The following is a 22,464-nucleotide window of genomic DNA, read 5'->3' on the forward strand; positions in this document are numbered from 1 at the left end:
GTATCAGCAACCTAAACCGGTTTAGCAATTTAGCACGTTTAATGACTTCTTTGAGGGATGCGACAAAATGTATAAAAAACGCAGACTTGCCGTGATGATAGGCATGCTGGCCGGAAGTACCTCTGTTTTTGCCCAAACGGATATGACAAGTATCGAAGCGCGGCTTGCCGCAATGGAACAACGCCTTCAGGACGCAGAGACGCGCGCGCAGAGGGCGGAGAAACGCGCCACGGAAGCAGAACAAAAAACGCAGCAGCTCGTTGCCGCGCAGCAGCAGACGCAGTCGACAACCCAGGCGGTGGCGCAGCGCACCACTGCGCTGGAGAAGAAAGCGGATCAAAGCAGCGGGTTTGAGTTCCACGGCTACGCTCGTTCCGGCCTGCTGATGAATGACGCGGCCTCCAGCAGCAAAAGCGGTCCGTATCTGACCCCAGCCGGCGAAACCGGTGGTGCAGTAGGGCGTCTGGGTAATGAAGCCGACACCTACGTTGAGCTGAACCTGGAGCACAAACAGACCCTGGATAACGGGGCGACGACGCGCTTTAAAGCGATGCTGGCCGACGGCCAGAGAACCTATAACGACTGGTCAGCTGATACCAGCGATCTCAATATTCGTCAGGCCTTTGCGGAGCTGGGCAATCTCCCTGATTTCACCGGCGCGCTGAAGGGCAGTACATTCTGGGCAGGTAAACGCTTCGACCGCGATAACTTTGATATTCACTGGCTGGATTCCGACGTGGTGTTCCTGGCCGGTACCGGTGGTGGCGTCTACGACGTGAAATGGAACGATTCGCTGCGCAGTAACTTCTCCCTCTATGGCCGCAACTTCGGCAGCGTGGAGCAAACCGACAATAACGTTCAGAACTATATCCTCAGCATGAACCACTTCGCCGGGCCGCTCCAGCTGATGGTGAGCGGCCTGCGGGCTAAAGATAATGACGATCGTAAAGACGCGAACGGCGATCTCATCAAAACGGATGCCGCTAACACGGGCGTTCATGCCCTGGTGGGCTTGCACAACGAGAGCTTCTACGGCCTGCGGGAGGGGACGGCCAAAACCGCGCTGCTGTATGGTCACGGGCTGGGGGCGGAAGTGAAAAGCATCGGCTCGGATGGCGCACTGCTGTCCGAGGCGGATACCTGGCGCTTTGCAAGTTACGGTGTCACGCCAATTGGCGGTGGCTGGAGCATTGCGCCTGCCATCCTGGCGCAGAGCAGTAAAGATCGCTACGTCAAAGGCGACAGCTATGAGTGGGTCACGCTCAACACCCGCCTGATTAAAGAGGTGACCCAGAATTTCGCGCTGGCGTTTGAGGGAAGCTATCAGTACATGGACTTAAACCCGGAAGGTTATAAAGACCGAAACGCCGTCAACGGCAGTTTCTACAAGCTGACCTTTGCTCCGACGTTAAAAGCGAGCAAAATCGGCGATTTCTTCAGCCGCCCGGAGCTTCGCCTGTTCGCCACCTGGATGGACTGGAGCAGCAAACTGGATAATTACGCCACCGATGATGCCTTTGGCAGCAGCGGTTTCAACGCCGGCGGGGAATGGAACTTTGGGGTCCAGATGGAAACCTGGTTTTAACCCATCACGCTCCCGCCTGGCGGGGGCGTTTCGCACATCATAAAAAAGAAGTCAGGCAGAGGTATCTATGGATTTTAATCAAATCGCCCGCGAGCTTATTCCGCTGCTGGGTGGCAAGGAAAATATCGCCAGCGCGGCGCACTGCGCAACGCGTCTTCGTCTGGTGCTGGTTGATGACGCGCTGGCCGATCAGCAGGCGATCGGCAAGGTCGACGGCGTTAAAGGCTGTTTCCGTAACGCCGGGCAGATGCAGGTGATTTTTGGTACGGGCGTGGTGAATAAAGTCTACGCCGCGTTTATTCAGGCGGCGGGGATTAGCGAGTCCAGCAAGTCTGAGGCGGCGGACCTGGCGGCGCGCAAGCTGAACCCGTTCCAGCGCATTGCGCGTCTGCTCTCCAATATCTTTGTGCCGATCATTCCCGCGATTGTGGCGTCCGGCCTGCTGATGGGCCTGCTCGGCATGGTGAAAACCTACGGCTGGGTCAATGCGGACAACGCTATCTATATCATGCTGGACATGTGCAGTTCGGCGGCGTTTATCATTCTGCCGATCCTGATCGGCTTTACCGCCGCGCGGGAGTTTGGAGGTAACCCGTACCTGGGCGCGACGCTGGGCGGCATCCTGACCCATCCGGCGCTGACTAACGCCTGGGGCGTGGCGTCCGGTTTCCACACCATGAACTTCTTCGGCCTGGAGATCGCGATGATTGGCTACCAGGGCACGGTATTTCCGGTGCTGCTGGCCGTCTGGTTTATGAGCATCGTGGAGAAAAACCTGCGCCGCGTGATTCCGGATGCGCTGGACCTGATCCTGACGCCGTTCCTCACCGTTGTGATCTCTGGCTTTATCGCCTTGCTGATTATTGGTCCGGCGGGACGCGCCTTAGGGGATGGTATCTCCTTTATCCTGAGCACGCTTATCGCCCACGCGGGCTGGCTGGCCGGGCTGCTGTTTGGCGGACTGTATTCGGTGATTGTGATCACCGGTATTCACCACAGCTTCCACGCGATTGAAGCGGGGCTGCTGGGCAACCCGTCGATTGGCGTGAACTTCCTGCTGCCGATCTGGGCCATGGCGAACGTGGCGCAGGGCGGAGCCTGTCTGGCGGTGTGGTTCAAAACCAACGATGCCAAAATCAAAGCCATTACGTTACCGTCGGCGTTCTCTGCGATGCTGGGCATCACCGAGGCGGCCATTTTTGGTATCAACCTGCGTTTCGTTAAGCCGTTTATTGCCGCGTTGATTGGTGGCGCGGTGGGGGGCGCCTGGGTGGTCTCTGTGCATGTCTACATGACTGCCGTCGGGTTGACCGCCATTCCGGGTATGGCCATCGTGCAGGCCAGCTCGCTGCTCAACTATATTATCGGCATGGTGATTGCCTTCGGCGTGGCGTTTACCGTCTCGCTGCTGCTGAAATATAAAACGGACTCTGAATAATGACGTTACCTTCCCGCTGGCCTGCGATTCTGCAGGCCGTTATGAAAGGGCAGCCGCGCGCGCAGGCTGACAGCCATTATCCGCAATGGCACGCCGCGCCGGTGACGGGGCTGATGAACGATCCCAACGGGTTTATCTGGTTTGCCGGTCGCTACCATCTGTTCTATCAGTGGAATCCGCTGGACTGTGAGCATCGTTTTAAATGCTGGGGGCACTGGAGTTCTGCGGACCTGGTCCACTGGCAGCATGAGCCGCTGGCGCTGATGCCCGACGAAGAGTATGACCGCAACGGCTGCTACTCCGGTAGCGCCGTGGATAACCAGGGCGTGCTGACGCTGTGCTATACCGGCAACGTGAAGTTCGATGACGGCAGCCGTACCGCCTGGCAGTGCCTGGCCGAGGAACAGCCGGACGGCACCTTTAAAAAGCAGGGGCCGGTGCTGGCGCTGCCGGAGGGCTACACCGGTCATGTGCGTGACCCGAAAGTGTGGCAACACGACGGGCTGTGGTACATGGTGCTGGGCGCGCAGGATCTGCAAAAGCGCGGCAAAGTGCTGCTGTTTAAATCCGCTGATTTACATGCCTGGGCTTCCTGCGGTGAAATCGCTGGTCACGGGGTCAACGGCCTGAAGGACGCAGGTTATATGTGGGAGTGCCCGGACCTGTTCGCGCTCGACGGTACGCACGTGTTGATTTGCTGTCCGCAGGGGCTGGCGCGCGAGCCTTATCGCTATCTCAACACCTATCCGGCCGCCTGGATGAGTGGGGCGTTTAGCTATGAACGCGGCACGTTTGCGCACGGCGAGCTGCACGAGCTTGACGCGGGCTTTGAGTTTTACGCCCCGCAAACGACGCTGGCGGAAGATGGACGACGCATTCTGATTGGCTGGATGGGCGTACCGGACGGGGAAGAGATGCTTCAGCCGACGCGGTCGCACGGCTGGATGCACCAGATGACCTGCCCGCGCGAATTGCAGTATCGCGACGGCAAGCTCTGGCAGACTCCGGTGCGTGAGCTGGCGGCGCTGCGTGAAGAGGAGCAGCACTGGCAGGGACGTGCCAGCGATGCGCCCGTTCTGGATGCCGCGCGACTGGAGTTTGAGTTAAGCGCCTCGCAGGTGAACGTCGATTTTGCGGGCGCGCTGCGCCTCACGGTTGATGAGCAGGGCGTGCGGCTGGAACGCGCAAGCCTGAAAACCGGTGAGACGTTGACCCGCTACTGGCAGGGGGACGTCCACCATTTACGCGTCCTGTGCGACCGCTCCAGCGTTGAAATTTTCATCAATCATGGCGAAGGGGTGATGAGCAGCCGCTATTTTCCTGACCATCCGGCCTGGGTGCGCTTCGAAGGTGCGTCCGATATCACATTACGCTACTGGTCGCTGCGCGCCTGCATGATAGAATGAGGGTTTTGGCAGCCGGATCTAAGTCGTTGTGAGAAAAACAAAACGCGTCACCATTAAAGACATCGCGGAGCTGGCGGGTGTGTCAAAAGCCACCGCCAGCCTGGTCCTGAACGGGCGCAGCAAAGAGCTTCGCGTGGCGGAAGAGACGCGTGAACGCGTGCTGGCGATTGCGAAAGAGCACCATTATCAGCCCAGCATTCACGCCCGGTCACTGCGCGATAACCGTAGCCACACCATTGGTCTGGTGGTGCCGGAGATCACCAACTACGGCTTTGCCGTCTTTTCTCACGAGCTGGAAACGCTGTGCCGCGAGGCGGGCGTCCAGCTGCTGATCTCCTGTAGCGATGAAAATCCGGGGCAGGAGACGGTGGTCGTCAACAACATGGTGGCGCGTCAGGTCGACGGACTGATTGTCGCCTCCAGCATGCTTAATGATGCGGACTACCTAAAACTCAGCGAGCAGCTGCCCGTGGTGCTTTTTGATCGCCATATGAACGACAGCACGTTGCCGCTGGTGATCACCGATTCCATCACCCCAACGACGGAACTGGTGGCGGATATTGCCCGCCAGCATCCGGATGAATTCTATTTTCTGGGCGGACAGCCGCGCCTTTCTCCGACTCGCGACCGTCTGGAAGGGTTTAAGCAAGGTCTGCGAGCGGCCGGTGTGGAACTGCGCCCCGAGTGGATCATTCACGGCAACTACCACCCGAGCTCCGGCTACGAAATGTTCGCCGAACTCTGCGCCCGTCTGGGACGCCCACCGAAAGCCCTGTTCACCGCCGCCTGCGGGCTGCTGGAAGGGGTACTGCGCTATATGGGTCAACATAACCTGATGCAAAGTGATATCAGATTAGCCAGCTTTGACGATCACTATCTCTACGATTCGCTGACGATCCCGGTGGATACCATTCGCCAGGACAATCGCCAGCTGGCGTGGCATTGCTTTGATCTGATTGGCAAATTGATCGAAGGGGAGACGCCGCAGCCGTTGCAGCGCAAGCTCAATGCCACCCTGCAGCGGCGCTATAAGTCAGCGGTATAGCCTCGTTCGATACATCAATAACTTTAATTAATTTAAGTTTTGGATGCGCCGATAACCATAAGGAATAATTCTCCTTGAGGTATTGGTTTATGTCGTTGAAAAAGTCATCCCTGATTGTCCTGTTCTCACTGCTTTTGTTCTTTGTGGTCAGCACCGTCACCAGCGTTGGCCTCATCATTAAAAGTAATAATTCCCTGGATAACGTCAACAAAGAGATCCAGGTTGTGCTGTCGATTATTGACCCCATCAACCATAGCCGTACGCTGCGCGTTCGCGTGATGGAGTATGTGAAGATGGTGGAAGCGGGCAACTCGGCAGACGGGGCGGCGAAGCTTGCCGCCGTGAAAGAGGTGCTGACCAAAGCGGACCACGCCTTTGCGGCCTTTATGGCTTCGCCGCGACTCACGGATGAAGCGCCGCTGGTGAGTGCCTATCAGGATGCCTGGCAAAACTACCGTAACCAGGGGCTGGCGCCGCTGATCGATGCCGCTGAGGCACACGATGTTGCTAAATTTAACGCGCTAATCCCGGAAGTTTCCCGCCTCGACCGCCAGTACGAAATCGTTCTCGACCAGGTCCTTTCCGTCCACCAGAAATACGCCAAAAGCCTGAACGAAGACGCGAACAGTAATTTCGTCTCCGGCCTGGTGATGATTGCCGTTATCGCCTGCCTGTTTGTGCTGGTAATTGTTGCCGTCAGCCTCTTCATGAAGCGCTTCGTCTTTGCGCCGGTCAACCTGGCGCGCGAGCACTGCAGCCAGATCGCCGCGGGCAAGCTCGACATTCCGGTGCCGGTGAAGGGGAGTTCGCATAATGAAATCGACCACCTGATGGGCTCGATGGAGCAGATGCGTCAGGCACTGCTGGCCACTATTGCTCAGGTGCGCGATGCGAGCCACACCGTGACGCACGCGGCGCAGGAGATTGCCTCCGGCAATATCGACCTCGCATCACGTACCGAGCAGCAGGCTTCCGCGTTGACCCAGACGGCGGCAAGCATGGAAGAGCTGAGCGCGACGGTGGCGAACAATACCGATAACGTGTATCAGGCCGGAAAACTGGTGCAGGACGCGGTGCACAATGCCCATACCGGCGAAGCGGTGACCCGCGAGGTGATCGACACGATGAATACCATCGCGGCGAATTCGAAGCGCATCGAAGACATTACCAGCGTGATTAACAGCATTGCCTTCCAGACCAACATTCTGGCGCTGAACGCAGCGGTGGAAGCGGCGCGCGCCGGTACGCAGGGCCGCGGTTTTGCGGTAGTGGCCAGTGAAGTGCGCACCCTCGCGCAGAAAAGCGCGGTGGCGGCCAAAGACATTGAAAGCCTTATTGCGCAGTCGGTTTCCAGCGTGAAAAACGGTGCGGAGCTGGTCAACCGCTCGGGCGAGGTGATTGACTCGATTATTTCATCGGTGAACAAAGTGAATACGCTGATGGAGCAGATCTCCGTGGCTTCGGAAGAGCAGAGCCGTGGGATCAGCCAGGTCGGGCAGGCGGTGACCGAAATGGACGGCGTGACCCAGCAGAACGCCGCGCTGGTGCAGCAGTCCGCTGCGGCGGCTGCCTCGCTGGAAGAGCAGGCGCAGCAGCTTTCACGGAGTATTTCGAGTTTTAGGTTGCCGGTGCAGGCGTAATTCTTTGAATCTGCCGGGTGGCACTGACGCTTACCCGGCCTACGAAATCTGTAGGCCCGTGCAAGCGTTAGCGCCGCCGGGCACTCGCTGCGATTGCGCATCCGTAAAAATTATTTCATTCCCCCCAGCAATATTTCCCTCCCTCATCCGTCTACCTCATCACAAGCCATAATCAGTTACGATAAACGAGGTAACACCATGAGAGATTTTGAACTGCACGGCAGAAGTCACGGGCGCGGATTCGGTCGTCACCGTATGGGCAAGGGCTTAGTCATCGGCGCGGTGATTTTCATCGTGCTCGGCCTGCTGGTGATGTCCCTGTGGAACGCCTTGCTCCCGGCAATCCTTGGCGTGAAAGCCATTGGTTTCTGGCAGGCGCTGGGCATTCTGGTGCTTAGCCGCATTCTCTTTGGCGGACTGGGCTTCCGTCCCGGCATGTTTGGCGCACACCGCCGGATGCACGAGCGCTGGATGAACATGACGCCCGAACAGCGCGAGGCGTTTATTCAGCAGCGTCGTGAAGGGTTTGGCCGCCACGGGCGTGGCCACTGCGGCTGGCACGGTCATCGTGACGATAAGCGCGATGACGCTACGCCAAAAGCGCCGGACGCAGAGTGAGCGAGATGAAAGCCGGAGAGGTGGGCGGATCCCTGTTGATGTCGGCGCTCAACGCCTGCCGCGCCCGGCTGAAGGCCTTTATTCGCGGACGAACGTCCGTGCGCGACGACGCAGACGACATTTTGCAGGAAGTGACCTATCAGCTGATGAAGGTGGAGCAGCCGGTCGAAAACGTCGCCGCCTGGCTGTTCCGCGCGGCGCGTAACGAGATGACCGACCGGGCGCGTAAGAAACGCGAGGTGTCGCTCTCCGGCTATTTTACGGATGAAGAGGAGGAGGGCTTCCCGGAGGACGAGCTGGCCGAAACCCTGTTCGGTGTCCCGCAGACGCCGGAAGAGGAGTATCTCAAAACGCTGCTGTGGGAAGAGCTGGGGCAGGCCCTGTCTGAACTGCCGCCGCCGCAGCGCGAGGTGTTTGAAAAGACCGAGCTTCACGGCTACAGCATTAAAATGCTGGCAGAGGAGACGGGGGCCAGCGAACAGGCGCTGTTATCCCGCAAGCACAAGGCGGTGCTGTTTCTGCGCACGCGGTTGCGGGATATCTATGATGCCCTGACGGGCGAATAGCGGCCTCAGACAAAACCTTACACTTCCGGTACTTGTAGATTCATCACTATCGTTTATGATCGGGGCGTCTTGTCACTCTGGAATGTTATGCGCAACCGTCAGCTCCTCGGAAAATGGCTTTTGATCGTTACCTGTCTCGCGATGGCGCTTTGCCTCGTGCAGCGTGCGGTCATGCTCAACCATTTTTTACAGGGACTGGAGCCGCAGATCGCCCTGAGTGCAGACGCCCCGTCGCAAAGCAACGCCGGGGAGTCAGGGCCATCGCCCTGTCAGCTAGGCGCGCACTCCCTGCTTTGCGCGCAGCCGCTGTTCTTCGACGGCGCGCTACCGGCCATTATTATCTTCTTCGCGCTGCTGCAGCTGTTTACGCAAGGGCGGGCATTTGCGCCCGTGGAACAGCCCGTTCAGGCACCGCCTCCCCGAATACACCTTAAAAACTGCGTTTTCCGTGAATGAAAATCATCGTCATCACACGATAATTTTTCACTGTTCACGGAGTAAAACATGGTTAACCTCTTCAGGGGATTCGTCTTCCTGTGGCTGTCCTGCATCGGAATTGTCCATGCGGCGGACACCGGCTGGCTGGTCTCCCCACAAAACGATCACGCCCGCATCCGCTTTCAGGCGGAAAGGGAACAAACGCACATTACAGGCCTGCTCACCGTTGAGCTAAAGCCCGGCTGGAAAACCTACTGGCGGTCGCCGGGCGAGGGTGGCGTCGCGCCAAAAATCACCTGGCCGCAGGGCGTTACGGATAGCTGGTCCTGGCCGGTACCGTCGCGATTCGATATCTCCGGTATGACCACGCAGGGCTATCACGATAAGGTCACGATCCCCATCGTGCTCGACGGCGTGAAGGGCGATACGCTCGACGGCACGCTCACGCTCTCCACGTGCAGTAACGTTTGTCTGCTGACGGACTACCCGCTGCACCTCGATTTTACGCAGCCGGTGGATGACGGTTTCCATCACGCCTTTGACCGCGCGATGCAGGCCGTGCCGGGCACGTCTGGCGTTTCCGCCGATCTGTCCGCCTGGCTCTCTGACGGCAACCTGGTGGTGACGGGAACGACCGACGGGAAATGGGATAATCCGGGGATCTACTTTGACCCGCTGGAGGGGGATATTCTGCCCGGCGAGCCGGCCATTAAGCACGATGGCAATACGCTTCGGGTCACGGTGCCCGTCACCGACGAATGGGGCGATAAGCCCACGTCGCTGGAAGGAAAGAGGCTGTCATTTGTGCTGACCAATGGCAGTGACGCACAGCAAACCACGATGACCGTTGGCGCTACGCCCGCCGAGCCTTCCGCCCCAGCCGGGACGGGCAAAATGGTGCTCTTTGCCCTGCTGGGCGGGCTGATCCTCAACCTGATGCCGTGCGTGCTGCCGGTGATGGGAATGAAGCTTAACAGTATTCTGCAGGCGGGTTCGGACAGACGCGTCATCAGGCTGCGCTTCCTGGCAACCAGCGCCGGGATCCTCACCTCCTTTATGCTGCTGGCCGCCATGGTCACCGGGCTGAAGCTGGCCGGGGCGTCCCTGGGCTGGGGCATTCAGTTCCAGAACCCGTGGTTTATCGGGCTGATGGTTACCGTGACCTTCCTCTTTGCGCTGAACCTGTTTGGAACGTTTGAGATGCTGCTGCCTTCTGCCGCTACCGGGCGACTGGCTACGGCAGGCGGGGCGGGGCTTGGCGGCAGTTTCTGCGAAGGGATGTTTGCTACGCTGCTGGCCACGCCGTGCTCCGCACCGTTCCTCGGTACCGCAGTTGCCTTTGCCCTTGGCGCGCCGCTGCACGCCCTGTGGCTCATCTTCCTGATGCTCGGCGTGGGCATGAGCCTGCCGTGGCTGTTTGTCGCCCTGGTGCCCAAAACGGCCATGCTGCTGCCGAAGCCTGGCCGCTGGATGAACACGCTTAAAGCGATCCTGGGCCTGATGATGCTGGCCTCCAGCCTCTGGCTGGCGACGCTGCTGAGCCTGCATCTGGGGGCAATGGTGAGTCAGATCGTGGTGCTGGTGCTGATTGTTGTCGCGCTGGTGCTGTTCGCGTTGAAGGGGCAAACCTCCTCGCCGTTGTTCTGGATCGTGGTCATCGCGCTGTCGGCGTTTGGCGGGTATCAGCTGCGCGGAGTGTTTACCTCGCCGCCGGACGCTCCGGCGCAACATATCGCTGAGACCATCCCGTGGCAGCCACTGAGTGAAGACGCCATCCAGCAGGCGCTTTCTCAGGGGAAACGGGTGTTTGTGGATATTTCGGCGGACTGGTGTGTGACCTGCAAAGTTAACGAGCATCGGGTCCTGAATCAGCCAGACATCATTTCCGCTCTGAGTCAGCCGGACGTAGTGGCGCTGCGCGGTGACTGGAGCCAGCCGTCCGCCTTTATCGCGGATTTTCTGGCGAAGCGAAACCGCTACGCTATTCCGTTTAATGCGGTATATGGCCCTGGTCTGCCGGAGGGCGAAATCCTCTCACCGCTGCTGGATAAACGCACCCTGGTCACCACCCTGAACAATGCAAAAGGCTAAACGTATTATGAAAAAATTCCTTATCACGCTGATGCTCCTGCTGGCCTCGGCTCAGGTGATGGCCGCTCAGCCGCTGACGCCAGATCAGGAGCAACGTGCGCAGAAGATGATCGCAGATTTTCTGTTTAACGATCCGAATTCCCCGCGTATCGGCGCGAAAAATCCGAAACTCACCCTGGTGGTGTTTACCGACTACAACTGCCCGTACTGCAAGAAATTCGACCCCTATCTGGAGAAGATCGTAGAAAAACATCCCGATGTCGCCGTGGTGTTTAAGTTTTTACCTTACCGCTCGGAAAGTTCGCTGACCGCCGCGCGCGATGCGCTCACGCTCTGGCGTCAGGATCCCGGGGCGTTTATGAAACTGAACCATACCCTGATGGCCAAAAAGGGGTACCACGATGACGCCAGCATTCAGGAAGCGCAAAAACGGGCAGGGGTCAGCGTTACCACGCCTGATGAGGAGAGTCTGATGACGATCAAGCGCAGCCTGCTTGTCGCGGAAAAAATGGGCATTCAGGGTACGCCCGCCACGCTGATTGGTGAGGGATTGCTGCCCGGCTGGGTGCCTTTTGAACAGTTCGATGAAATCGTCAGCGACGCGCTGAAAAACCGCTAACCTGAAGGGGGCGTGATGCCCCCGATAAACCGGAGAGGGATATGAAAAAATTACTGTTACTTTCGGCACTGGCGACCTCAGGGCTGGTCCAGGCTGCTGACGCTATACCGGATGTGGTTAAGCACTTCAGTGAGCAGCAGAACATTACAATCATCAAGAAGCTGGATGCTCCCGGCGGCGCGCCGGCCTGGCTGGGGCAATATCAGGACATGGGGGTGACGCTCTTTTTAACCCCGGACGGCAAGCACGTGATTTCGGGCTATCTGTACGATGACAAAGGGAAAAACCTCAGCGAGGGGTATTTCCAGAAAGAGATCTATGCCCCTATGGGACGCGAAATGTGGAAGACGCTCAACGCGGCGCATCCCCTGAAGGAAGGGGCGGATAACGCGCCGCGCAAAGTCTTCGTCTTCGCCGATCCGTTCTGTCCGTACTGCAAGCAGTTCTGGTCAGAGGCGCAGCCGTGGGTCAAGGCGGGCAAGGTCCAGCTGAATACGCTGCTGGTGGCGTTTCTTAACCCTAACAGCGGACGTAACGCTGCCGCGATCCTGAATGCGAAAGATCCGGTCTCGGCCTGGCGCGAGTACGAGCTCTCCGGTGGCAAAAAGTTACCGAAGCCTGAGGGGGAAGGGTCTCGCGAAACGGTAGCGATCCTGCAGAAACACCAGGCGCTGATGGACAGTCTGGGGGCCAACGCCACCCCGGCCATTTACTATATGAACGCGGAAAACGAGCTGCAGCAGGTTGTCGGGATGCCGGACGCGCAGCAGCTTGAAGCGATGTTCGGGCCGAAGCCGTAAAGAACGCAGGCAGAAACAGGACGTTTCTGCTCGGCCGTCCGGTTAGCTACCCCAGCGTCCTTTGAGATAGTTGACCGCCTGCTGCGTCTGCGGCTTGTTCAGGTAATCTTCCCGGAACAGGATGGTGCCGTTGACGTTGGGCAGTGAATCATTGAGATCGAGCTGTTTTTTCAGTTCCGGCACGCCGCCCTGAACCGTCCAGTCCGGCTCATTTTTCGACGGTTCGCCCACTTTGTAGAACGCGATGCCGATGTACAGACGCGTGTGGGTCGGCTTCACGACGTCGGCCCACCATTTGGTCAGCACGTCATAGCGCGCGGCATCCCGGGAGAAGGGCCAGTAAATTTGCGGGGCGATGTAGTCCAGCAGGCCCTGCTGCACCCACTGACGCGTATCGGCGTAGGATTCATCATAGGCGGCGGCACCCCGGGTGTCCGAGCCTGCCGGGTCAAAGGAGCGGTTACGCCACACGCCAGCCGGGCTGACGCCAAACTCAACGTCGGGTTTGGTTTGTTTTATCGCGCGGGAAACCTGGACGATCAGCTGATGCGTGTTGTGTCTTCGCCAGTCGGCCTTAGAGGCAAATCCCTGTCCGTACTGCCGGTAAGTCTGAGAATCATTCAGCGCGGATCCCGGTGATTCAGCATAAAAGTAATCATCAAACTGCACGCCGTCTATCGGGTAGTTCGCCACGACTTCCGTGACGACACGGGTTATCCAGTCGCGCACTTCCGGAATGCCGGGATCGAGTACGAAGCGATCGCCCGAGACGCGTACCCACTCCGGGTGCTGGACATAGACGCTCGACGGGGTCTGATACGCCGTCCGGTTCAGGGCAGCGATGGTTGACGGCTTCGTGTTGGTCGACACGCGGTACGGGTTGAACCAGGCATGGACTTTCATACCGCGCTTGTGCGCTTCATCCAGCATAAACTGAAGCGGATCGTATCCCGGATATTCGCCGATGTTGCCCGTCAGCATATCTGACCACGGTAATATTTTTGATGACCAGAGTGCCGTGCTGTCCGGCTTTACCTGGAAAAATACCGTGTTAATCCCAAGGTGTTTAAGGTTATCGAGCTTGGCGATAAGCGCCTGCTTTTGCATTGCGATGCGCTGGTCAGCGCTGGAGCCATTCACCGAGGCCACCGGCGGCCAGTCGAGGCGAGAGACGGTCGCAAGCCAGATCCCGCGCATCGGCTCGTTTGCCTGTTGGGTCGGTTTGCTGACGGTGGGGAGCGGGGTAACTAATGATTTTGGTGGTTTTGAGGAGCAGCTTACAAGTAAAAGTGCGCAGCCAGCCAGCGCACCGATCCGTTTTACGTGTCGCGTCATTTGCGTATTAGCTCTTGATAATCCGACTGTTAGCCCAGGGATTAAAGGCGGGCGCCTCCTGTTCTTTATGTCCCTCGTCGTGGAGGGAATCCAGATACAGGGCTTCGACCTCCGCGCGTGCCCACGGGGTACGGCGCAGAAATTTCAGGCTCGATTTAACGCTGGGGTCTTTTCTGAAACAGTTAATTTTGATGCGGTCACCCAACTCGCTCCAGCCATATTTCGCCACCAGGGCGTTGACCATCATCTCCAGCGTTACGCCATGCAAAGGATCGTTAGAAATGTGTGCAGTCATAGGTGTTCAGATGTCTCAATTTTTGTGGGGGCAGGGTTACCGGTGAAAGGGTACAAGAAAGCAGGGGAAGCGGCAATTTAAGCGTGAAATTCTTCACCCCCGAGGGGTGAAGAAAGAGGAACGTTCGTTTACTTTTTGTCTTTAAACAGTTCAGGTGCCCACGGTGTCGGGTCAACCTCCATAAACGGCGCGCGCTCGAAGCGATCCTTCAGCGCCCACGGCACCGTGCAATCAAAGATGGTCTTGCAGGAGATGCCGTTTCCGCGAATTGAGGTGCTGTAATCCGGCGACTGAGACGGATCCAGCTGGTGACCGCGGATCCCCGGAATATTCGTGATGCTGACATCGCCCTGCATACGGGTGGTCATCGCCCACAGGATGTCGTCGCTGTCGAAAATATCCACGTCTTCATCGACAAGGATAATGTTTTTCAGCTCCGAATAGGTGGCTAACGCGATAAGCGCTGCCTGGCCCTGGCGTCCTTCATCTGACGGCTGGCGTTTTTTCACCTGCAAAATACCCAGGAATTTACCGCCACCCGCGGTATGCGCATAGACGTTTTGCAGGAAGCCCGGAATCGCCTCCTCAACCGCATTGCGGATGCTGGCCTCCGTCGGCAAACCGGCCAGGGTGGTATGTTCTTCTCCGGGGCCCACCAGCGTTTGCAGGATTGCCTGGTGGCGCATGGTCACCGCTTTCACTTTGATCACTGGCAGAGACGGATTCGCCTCACCGCAGTAGCCCGGGAATTCCGGCATCGCGTGGCCGGTGTTGGTATGCTGATCTTCTCTTACGCGCACGCCGGGAAGCAGTTCGCCTTCAATGATAATTTCCGCCCGCGCGATGGCTTTCTCTTTTACCGCCACGCCCTGTACCAGCTCGACCGGCTGCTGGCGCAACGCCCCGGCGACGCCCAGCTCATTGTAACCAAACGGTGTGGTGGGGGCCTCAAAACACGCGCCGATATAGATAGCGGGATCGAGCCCCATGTTGATCGTCACCGGCAGCGGTTTTCCGGCCGCTTCCGCTTTTTTGCGAAAGACTTCAATATGGCGACCGGCGGCCAGGAACATGGATAGCTCATCGCGCTCCTGCACGCAAAGGCGGTGGATGGTGACATCCGTCAGCGAGCTGTCCTCCGGATCGCTTGCCAGCACCAGTCCCAGGCAGAAGAACGGGCCTGCATCAATCGGCGTATTGGTTGGTGCTGGCAGCAGTTTGCGCAGATCGAAGTCCGGATCGTCAGCGTAGAAGACCTGCTCCTGACAAGGGGCCTGCGAGGCCGGGACGACAACGGGTGCGACCGGTTTTTTCACCGCCTGACCGACATGTTTTGCCAGTTCAGAAGGCGCACAGCCTAACAAAAGTGCCGCGCGTTCACGGCTGGCGTGCATGCCCACCAGAATGCGCGAGCCCGGATAGCCCTTCACGCTGTTGAACATCATGGCCGGCCCCGTGCGGGTCGGGCGTTTTACCGTACCGCCCGCGCCAATATGACGATACACACCTGCCAGCTCTGCGTTAGGATCGACGGGATGATCGGTTTCAATATACTGGCCTTCGTGGCGCTTCAGTAAGGCGATGGCACTTCTGAGATCGTTGACTGGGTTTTCCATATTTTCCTCCCTCGGTTGAATACCTCCATTTTTACGACAATGACCCATAGCATCAATTGCATCATTACTGCTAAATTGATAATGAATTTATTATCAAAAAAGGAAGTCTCCCGTGCAGTTTCGTCAGATGCGCCATTTCATTGTCGTTGCCGAAGAACTCCACATGCACCGGGCCGCCGAGCGTTTAAACATGGCGCAACCGGCGCTGAGCCAGCAGATAAAGGCGCTGGAAGAACGTTTAGGCGTCACGCTCTTTAGCCGGGCGAACCGTCGCTTAACCCTGACGCCCGCGGGCGACGCGTTTCTGGTGAAGGCCAGGCTCGCCATCTCCCTGACTGAGCAGGCGGTACTGGACGCCAGGCAAACGGCGAGAGGCGAGCAGGGGGTGTTAAACCTGGGATGCGTGTCGAGTGCGATGTTCGACGGTAAGCTGCCCGCTGCACTGCGCCAGATGCACAGCCGCTGGCCGGCGATAACCATGTCTTTGATGACGGGCAATGTGCAGACGCTCTATGCCGCCGTGCAAAGTAACCAGCTGGATGTGGCGATTATTCGGGCACCGCTGCCATCGCTGCCTGACGATCTGCAAAGCCGGCCGTTCACCTCAGAAAAAACGGTGCTGGCGCTGTATCGCCAGCATCCTCTGGCCGACTCTTCCGCTCTGACGCTCGCGTCAGTGAAGGATGAAAAATGGATCTCGCTGCGCGATCCGGAGGGCGTGGGGCTGGAGCAGTACTTTTATGACGTCTGTAGCGGGGCGGGTTTCCAGCCGGACGTAGTGCAGAATGCGACGGATGTTCCCACGGTGATAAGCCTGGTCTCCGCGGGATTTGGTCTGGCGTTGCTGCCTGCGTCAGCAAAGGCAGTGAGTGTCGAGAATGTCGTTTACGTGGACATTCTCGACCGTCTCAGGGAAAGCGAACTGACGCTGGTGTGCCACCGAATTATTCGCTCAGAAGTGCTTAAAAAATTTCTGATGACCCTCGATCGCACCTGACGGCGTCATCCGCTTATTTCACGCTGCTGGCGTCCCGGTTGGTATAGGTAACGGGAACCCAGGCATAGCCACCGTTTTCACCTTTGGTGACATAGCCGATACCCGGGAACGGCAGATGGGGCGCGGCAATCAGGTCTCTGTTTTTCATAAAGTCCGCAAACGCCTGTTCGCGCACGCTTGCCGCTTTGTCCTGATCTTCATCGTAGGTGATGGTCACACCAGGCTGCGGGAACTGGACCGCCCCGGCATGAATGATGTCGCCGACAAAGGTGATCTTCTCGCCTTTGCTTGTCAGCGTGTAGAAGGCTGAACCCGGCGTATGGCCGGGATGAACCGTGCCGGTCAGCCCCGGAAGAATCTCAGCCGTGCCGCTAAAAGGCACCACTTTACCGGCGTCAAGATAGGGCTTTAAGGTCTTCTGCGCGACGTCAAAGTAGTTCTTGCCGTAGCCGGTTTTCTTTTGATTATCGTCGTTAAAGAAAAAGTCGACGTCGGGTTTGCCAACGAAAACGCGTGCGTTGCTGAATACCACCTTGCCGTCTTTGACCAGACCGCCCGCGTGATCGGAGTGGGCGTGGGTCAGCAGGACTTCAGTAATGTCCTCGGGTTTAACCCCCTGCGTGGCGAGGCTTTCAACCAGGCGTCCACCCGCATCAGGACCAAAGAGCTGGCCCGAGCCGGTATCCACCAGAATTTTATGTCCGGGGATCGCAATCAGGAACGCGTTAATGGAGACCTCGGCCGGGTTGGTCTGGAAATTTTTCGCGAGCAGCGCATCAATCTTTTGCGGCGTTGTCCGGCGCAGCAGCTTATGCAGATCCTGCGCGACGGTTCCGTCGGTAAAAGACCTGACAATGACATCGCCGACCTGCACGCGGTAACCGCCCGCCGGTTGTTTAACGACGTGCTGGGGCGTTTCTGCCGAAGCCTGCAGCACAGGGTAGAAAAGCAGTGAACTGGACATCAGCGTGGAAAGAGCAAGTTTTTTCATGGTAAGCATACGCGTCTCCTTTGAAAGTGCTCATCTTACTCATAGCGGCCGTAGAGCAGCGAGTTTTCGCTACACAAGCATGTAATACCAGAACAGGGCAACTTCGTCTTTTTCCGGTAAAGCGTTGTACAGATAACGGTCGTATCCGCCCAGGGTGAAACCGTAGTTTCGGTAAAACAGACAGGCCGAGACGTTCACATTTTGGGTTTCAAGCCGCAGTCCCGGCGCGTTTACGCTTCGCGCCCATACATGCGCGGCGGCCATCAATTTTTGTGCTGCGCCGGTTCTGCGTTTTGTACGATCTACGGCTATGTAATCCACCGAGATAAACTTATTCCAGCCAATTGATGCAGTAATAAAACCGGCTATTTCACCCTCGTTCGTTTCTGCAACAAGAAATATGGCGTCCGGGTTAACACAATGATTTTCAAGTGTCTGGATATCGAGCTCGTAGGTTTTTATCCAGGGCTCGGCGATAGCTTCAATATGCAAATCACAATGGAGAAAAGGCTCTCGTGCAATGTGGTTAACGGTGAAAGAGAAGTCACAACATTCGAGGCGTACGAGGTCGGTATTTAATCCTTTTCGAATCTGCATAATATTCCCGGTAGTGAGTGAGTTCATAAAGAATAGACGAAGCGGTTAAATCCGCTGAGCCAACACACTTTTAATCCTGAACTAAGCTTGTACTTCGTTCCGCGTAAAATGTGGGTCATTCGAGGACATTGAATGGAATTCAGGACATTTCAAAAGCAGTGGGGTGCTGAGTTTATTTCCGATGACGTTGTACGTTTTCGCGTCTGGGCAGAAGGACAGAAAGCGCTGACGCTACGTCTGGCCGTCACCGACGTGCCGATGACGGCAGTGGGTAACGGTTGGTTTCAGGCAGACGTTCCGGGCGTTACGCACGGCACAGAGTATCAGTTTGTCCTGCAGGACGGCATGACGGTGCCCGATCCCGCGTCTCGCGCACAGGCAAGAGACGTTAACGGCCCCTCCATCGTTATCGATCCCCGACGTTATCAGCCGGTTAACCGGGACTGGTCAGGGCGGCCGTGGGAAGAGACGGTTATCTATGAACTGCACATCGGCACGTTTACCCCGGAGGGGACCTTCCGGGCCGCGATTGAAAAACTCCCTTACCTGGCAGAACTGGGTATTACCCAGCTTGAAGTTATGCCCGTGTCTCAGTTTGGCGGATCCCGCGGCTGGGGGTACGACGGTGTGTTGCTTTATGCTCCGCACGCCGCATACGGTACGCCAGAGGATTTCCACGCGTTAATTGATGCTGCGCACGGGCTCGGGCTTTCCGTGGTGCTGGATATCGTACTCAACCACTTCGGCCCGGAAGGCAACTATCTCCCGCTGCTGTCGCCTGCCTTTTTCGATGCAGAGCGGATGACGCCCTGGGGCAACGGGATCGCCTACGAACGCGAGCCGGTAAGACAGTACATTACCGATGCGCCGCTCTACTGGCTGACCGAGTACCGCCTGGACGGCCTGCGGTTTGATGCCATCGACCAGATTAAAGACAGCTCGAAGACGCATATTCTCCAGGAAATTGCAGAGAAGATCCGCGAGGCGATCCCGAACCGTCATGTTCACCTGACCACGGAAGACAGCCGCAACGTCATTTTCCTGCATCCGCGTGATGAGCACGGCAATACGCCGCTGTTTACCGCTGAGTGGAATGATGATTTCCACAACGCGGCTCACGTGTTTGCCACCGGTGAGACGCATGCGTACTACCAGGATTTTGCGTTTGAACCAGAGAAAAAATTCGCCCGGGCGCTGGCAGAAGGGTTTGTCTACCAGGGCGAGGTTTCGCTGCAAACCGGCCAGTCCCGTGGGGTGGAGTGTCACACGCAGCCACCGCAGTTCTTTGTTGATTTTATTCAGAACCACGATCAGACCGGGAATCGCGCCCAGGGTGAGCGGCTTATCACCCTCGCGGGCGCCAATAAAACCCGTGTGCTGCTTGCTGCACTGCTGCTTTCCCCCCATATCCCGCTGCTGTTTATGGGCGAGGAGTTTGGTGAATCACATCCGTTCCTGTTCTTCACCGATTTTCACGGCTATCTGGCCGACGCGGTGCGGGAAGGGCGCGCAAAAGAGTTTACTGGCCATGCCGGGCATGATGACGCTGTCCCGGACCCGAATGACGTGAACACCTTTGTCCGCTCAAAGCTTGACTGGAACAAAATTGCCACCGACGACGGCAAAACGTGGCTCCGCTTCACGCGCCATCTGCTTACGCTGCGTCATCGTTATATCGTTCCGCTTCTGCACGAGGGAAGTCGCGTCGATGGCAAGGTGATCGGGACGGCGCCCGGGATGGTGGCCGTAAGCTGGCGCTTCCCGTCCGGAACGCTTTCGCTGGCGCTCAATATCGGCAATAAATCTGTCAAACCGCCCGCTCTCCCGGGGGAGACGCGTTTCGCCTGGCCGGAGGTAACCGACATTTTGCCGCCGAACAGTATTGTCGTTCGCTTTGCTGATGGAGAAGCATCGTTATGATCCCTTCCGCCACGTACCGTATACAGTTCCGTAATGGCATGACCTTCGATCGCGTTGTCGGGCTGGTACCCTATCTGAAAGACCTCGGCATCAGCCACCTTTATGCCTCCCCGGTGTTTACTGCCACAACGGGTTCCACGCACGGCTATGACGTCACCAACCCGAATGAAATAGACCCTGCGATCGGCGGACGCGAAGGTTTCGACCGCATGTCCGCGGCGCTTAAGCAGGCCGGCATGGGGCTGATACTGGATATTGTCCCTAACCATATGTCGACTTCTCTGGAAAACACCTGGTGGCGGGACGTGATTGAGTACGGACAGCAGAGCCGCTATTTCCGCTATTTCGATATCGACGGGTCTCGCCCGCTGACGCTGCCGTTTCTCGGGGACACCTTTGAGGCGGAGCTGGAGAAGGGAGCCATTACTTTAAAACGTGACCCTGTCACAAACAAAGCCGCTCTGATCTATTACGACACCGCATATCCGCTCAACCCGGGCACGTTCAGCGAGGATAAGAGCCTTGCGGAACTGCACGAAGCACAAAGCTGGCGATTGATGTCCTGGCGGGAAGCGCCGAAACAGCTTTCGTGGCGACGTTTCTTTGAGATTACCGGTCTGGTGGGCGTGCGTGTTGAAGATGACGCGGTATTCGACGATACGCATCGCCTCATCCTTGAACTGGTTCACGCGGGTGTGGTGGATGGCCTGCGGATCGACCATATCGACGGTCTGGCCGATCCGCTGGGCTATCTGCAGCGCCTGCGGCAGGCAACCGGACCGGACTGTTATATCACGGTCGAGAAAATTCTCGCTAAAGGAGAACAGCTTCCCGCCGAGTGGCCCGTCTCCGGTACTACCGGGTACGAATTTATCGCTTCGCTGGCGGAAGTGCTGGTCGACGACGATAACCTGTCGCGTCTGGAAAAAATTCACGACGAGACGCTGGGGGTAACGGTCGATCGCCACGCGGAACTGCGCGATGCGAAAGGCCTGATGACCGATCGTAATTTTGAGGGCGAGTTCACCACGCTGCTTAATCTTGCAGACGATCTGGCCCGCCGTAATGACGTTGCGCTGCAGCGCGATGATATTCGCCACGCGTTACGCGAGCTGCTTATCGCCTTTCCGGTGTACCGCACCTACGGCACCCGGGAGGGGTTAACCCCGCCAGATGTCGCGCTGCTTAACCGCGTGGTCGCCAGCGTCGAGACATCCGAAGCCGCCCTGAGCCTGATAGTCCGCATTCTTACCGGCGATTTGCCGGAAGAGTGCCGCGAGTCCGCCGCGCTTTTCAGAACCCGCTTTCAGCAGTTGACCGGGCCGCTGATGGCGAAGTCCGTTGAAGACACGCTATTCTTTCGTCATAACCTGGAGCTGGCGCTTAATGAAGTGGGCGCCGACCCGACGCTGCGCGCGTTCTCGCTATCCCGCTTTCATCAGGAGATGCGCATTCGTCTGGCCCGTCAGCCCGATGCGCTGCTGGGCACCTCAACGCACGATACCAAGCGCGGGGAAGATGCCCGGGCCCGGCTTTACACCCTGACGGAGGCCCCGGAACAGTGGGGCGAAAATCTGGCCCGCTGGCGCCAGATGAACCAGACCCAGGTGCGGTTTCTCAATGACGGTACCGCGCCAAACGCCGCCGACACCTGGATGATCTATCAGGCGCTGGCAGGCGTCTGGCCGGCCACGCTGTCGCCGGACGACGCCGACGGGCTTGCCTCGCTGGAGGCGCGTTTTATCACTTTCCTCGAAAAAGCGCTGCGCGAGGCGAAACAGCGCACAGACTGGATCGACAGCAACGAGAGCTATGAGAGCGTGGTGCTGCGCTATGCCCGGCACCTGCTTTCACCTGACAACACGCTGTTTCTGCATGATTTCAGCGAGTCCATGCGGCCCTTTATCCGCGCCGGACTGATGAACAGCCTCAGCCAGACGGTGATTAAGCTGACGGCGCCCGGCGTGCCGGATATCTATCAGGGCAGCGAGGCGCTTAACGTTAGCCTTGTCGATCCGGATAACCGCCGCGAGCCGGACTTTCCGACGCTGGTGCAAAACCTCAGCGTGGCGAATGCCGGTATGTTTGAAAACCCGGCGTGCTGGCAGGACGGCAGGGTGAAGCAGTTTGTCACCGCTACGCTCCTGCGTCTGCGTCCACACTATCCCGGGCTGTTTCGCTATGGCGACTGGCTGCCGCTTAAAGTGTCCGGCGATCGGGAGGAGCATCTGATTGTCTATGCGCGGGTGAAAGACGGCGAGGTGCTGATTGTTGCCGTGCCGCGACTGGTTTTTGGCGTCACCGATCACCGCACGCTGTGGGGCAATACCACGGTGGCGATACCCGAGGCGCTGGCAGGAAAACGCTATCGGGATCTGTTCAGCGGTGAAAGCCGCATGCTGCAAGAGACGCTGGATTTAACGTCAGAAAAGGGATGTGTACTGGTTCTGCTTACCTGCGAATAATC

19 protein-coding genes are annotated in these 22,464 nt (G+C 57.9%); 14 read left to right on the plus strand and 5 right to left on the minus strand.

The genetic code is table 11. From position 1 onward, the window contains the following. Positions 1-67: 67 nt before the first annotated feature. The 11 genes from O1723_RS10440 to dsbG all read left to right on the plus strand — a co-directional run bounded on the left by O1723_RS10440 (position 68) and on the right by dsbG (position 12,246). The gene (locus tag O1723_RS10440; protein ID WP_014883887.1) at positions 68-1,585 is read left to right on the plus strand and encodes a carbohydrate porin; all 1,518 of its coding nucleotides are present in this window, start codon (positions 68-70) and stop codon (positions 1,583-1,585) included. Between the two features lie 67 nt (positions 1,586-1,652). Beyond that, positions 1,653-3,023: a sucrose-specific PTS transporter subunit IIBC gene (locus tag O1723_RS10445; RefSeq protein ID WP_014883886.1), complete on the plus strand. Its 1,371-nt coding sequence runs from the start codon at positions 1,653-1,655 to the stop codon at positions 3,021-3,023. Beyond that, entirely contained in the window at positions 3,023-4,429 is a 1,407-nt protein-coding gene (locus O1723_RS10450) for a sucrose-6-phosphate hydrolase (RefSeq protein ID WP_014883885.1), read from the plus strand. Before O1723_RS10445 ends, O1723_RS10450 begins: the two co-directional genes overlap by 1 nt. A gap of 28 nt (positions 4,430-4,457) precedes the next feature. After that, complete coding sequence (locus tag O1723_RS10455) at positions 4,458-5,474, plus strand: LacI family DNA-binding transcriptional regulator (RefSeq protein ID WP_014883884.1); 1,017 nt, start codon at positions 4,458-4,460, stop codon at positions 5,472-5,474. Between the two features lie 89 nt (positions 5,475-5,563). Further along, entirely contained in the window at positions 5,564-7,114 is a 1,551-nt protein-coding gene (locus O1723_RS10460; protein WP_014883883.1) for a methyl-accepting chemotaxis protein, read from the plus strand. Positions 7,115-7,312: 198 nt separating this feature from the next. Then, on the plus strand, positions 7,313-7,732 hold the full coding sequence (locus O1723_RS10465; protein WP_014883882.1) for a hypothetical protein: 420 nt from the start codon (positions 7,313-7,315) through the stop codon (positions 7,730-7,732). Between the two features lie 5 nt (positions 7,733-7,737). Next, positions 7,738-8,298: an RNA polymerase sigma factor gene (locus O1723_RS10470; protein WP_014883881.1), complete on the plus strand. Its 561-nt coding sequence runs from the start codon at positions 7,738-7,740 to the stop codon at positions 8,296-8,298. 87 nt (positions 8,299-8,385) lie between these two features. Next, the gene (locus tag O1723_RS10475; protein WP_014883880.1) at positions 8,386-8,754 is read left to right on the plus strand and encodes a hypothetical protein; all 369 of its coding nucleotides are present in this window, start codon (positions 8,386-8,388) and stop codon (positions 8,752-8,754) included. 48 nt (positions 8,755-8,802) lie between these two features. Next, positions 8,803-10,827, plus strand: a complete 2,025-nt coding sequence (locus O1723_RS10480) for a protein-disulfide reductase DsbD family protein (RefSeq protein ID WP_014883879.1) — start codon at positions 8,803-8,805, stop codon at positions 10,825-10,827. 7 nt (positions 10,828-10,834) lie between these two features. Continuing rightward, entirely contained in the window at positions 10,835-11,446 is a 612-nt protein-coding gene (locus O1723_RS10485) for a DsbA family protein (RefSeq protein WP_014883878.1), read from the plus strand. A 41-nt stretch (positions 11,447-11,487) separates the two neighbouring features. Further along, the gene (gene dsbG / locus O1723_RS10490; RefSeq protein WP_014883877.1) at positions 11,488-12,246 is read left to right on the plus strand and encodes a thiol:disulfide interchange protein DsbG; all 759 of its coding nucleotides are present in this window, start codon (positions 11,488-11,490) and stop codon (positions 12,244-12,246) included. Positions 12,247-12,288: 42 nt separating this feature from the next. On the opposite strand, the gene O1723_RS10495 is transcribed toward dsbG, so the two are convergent. The 3 genes from O1723_RS10495 to O1723_RS10505 form a co-directional block, all read right to left on the minus strand. Continuing rightward, a complete protein-coding gene (locus O1723_RS10495) occupies positions 12,289-13,581 on the minus strand; it encodes a glycoside hydrolase family 10-like protein (protein ID WP_014883876.1) in 1,293 nt (430 codons plus the stop codon). A gap of 7 nt (positions 13,582-13,588) precedes the next feature. Then, the gene (locus tag O1723_RS10500) at positions 13,589-13,876 is read right to left on the minus strand and encodes a VF530 family protein (RefSeq protein ID WP_014883875.1); all 288 of its coding nucleotides are present in this window, start codon (positions 13,874-13,876) and stop codon (positions 13,589-13,591) included. A gap of 128 nt (positions 13,877-14,004) precedes the next feature. Then, positions 14,005-15,492: a UbiD family decarboxylase gene (locus O1723_RS10505; protein ID WP_014883874.1), complete on the minus strand. Its 1,488-nt coding sequence runs from the start codon at positions 15,490-15,492 to the stop codon at positions 14,005-14,007. 112 nt (positions 15,493-15,604) lie between these two features. Between O1723_RS10505 and O1723_RS10510 the strand changes: the two genes are divergently transcribed. After that, complete coding sequence (locus O1723_RS10510; protein ID WP_014883873.1) at positions 15,605-16,489, plus strand: LysR substrate-binding domain-containing protein; 885 nt, start codon at positions 15,605-15,607, stop codon at positions 16,487-16,489. A gap of 13 nt (positions 16,490-16,502) precedes the next feature. Here O1723_RS10510 and O1723_RS10515 read toward each other — a convergent pair whose 3' ends face one another. Both O1723_RS10515 and O1723_RS10520 read right to left on the minus strand, forming a co-directional pair. Continuing rightward, on the minus strand, positions 16,503-17,489 hold the full coding sequence (locus O1723_RS10515) for an MBL fold metallo-hydrolase (RefSeq protein ID WP_023337319.1): 987 nt from the start codon (positions 17,487-17,489) through the stop codon (positions 16,503-16,505). Between the two features lie 60 nt (positions 17,490-17,549). Then, entirely contained in the window at positions 17,550-18,077 is a 528-nt protein-coding gene (locus O1723_RS10520; RefSeq protein WP_023337318.1) for a GNAT family N-acetyltransferase, read from the minus strand. Between the two features lie 132 nt (positions 18,078-18,209). Here O1723_RS10520 and treZ point away from each other — a divergent pair, with 132 nt between their 5' ends. Both treZ and treY read left to right on the plus strand, forming a co-directional pair. Then, entirely contained in the window at positions 18,210-19,997 is a 1,788-nt protein-coding gene (gene treZ / locus O1723_RS10525; RefSeq protein ID WP_014883870.1) for a malto-oligosyltrehalose trehalohydrolase, read from the plus strand. Then, a complete protein-coding gene (treY, locus tag O1723_RS10530) occupies positions 19,994-22,462 on the plus strand; it encodes a malto-oligosyltrehalose synthase (RefSeq protein WP_032665518.1) in 2,469 nt (822 codons plus the stop codon). The genes treZ and treY overlap by 4 nt, the downstream gene beginning before the upstream one ends. The last annotated feature ends 2 nt before the right edge of the window (positions 22,463-22,464 follow it).

The sequence above is a fragment of the Enterobacter cloacae complex sp. HYC080_NIDB genome (genome assembly GCF_056673325.1).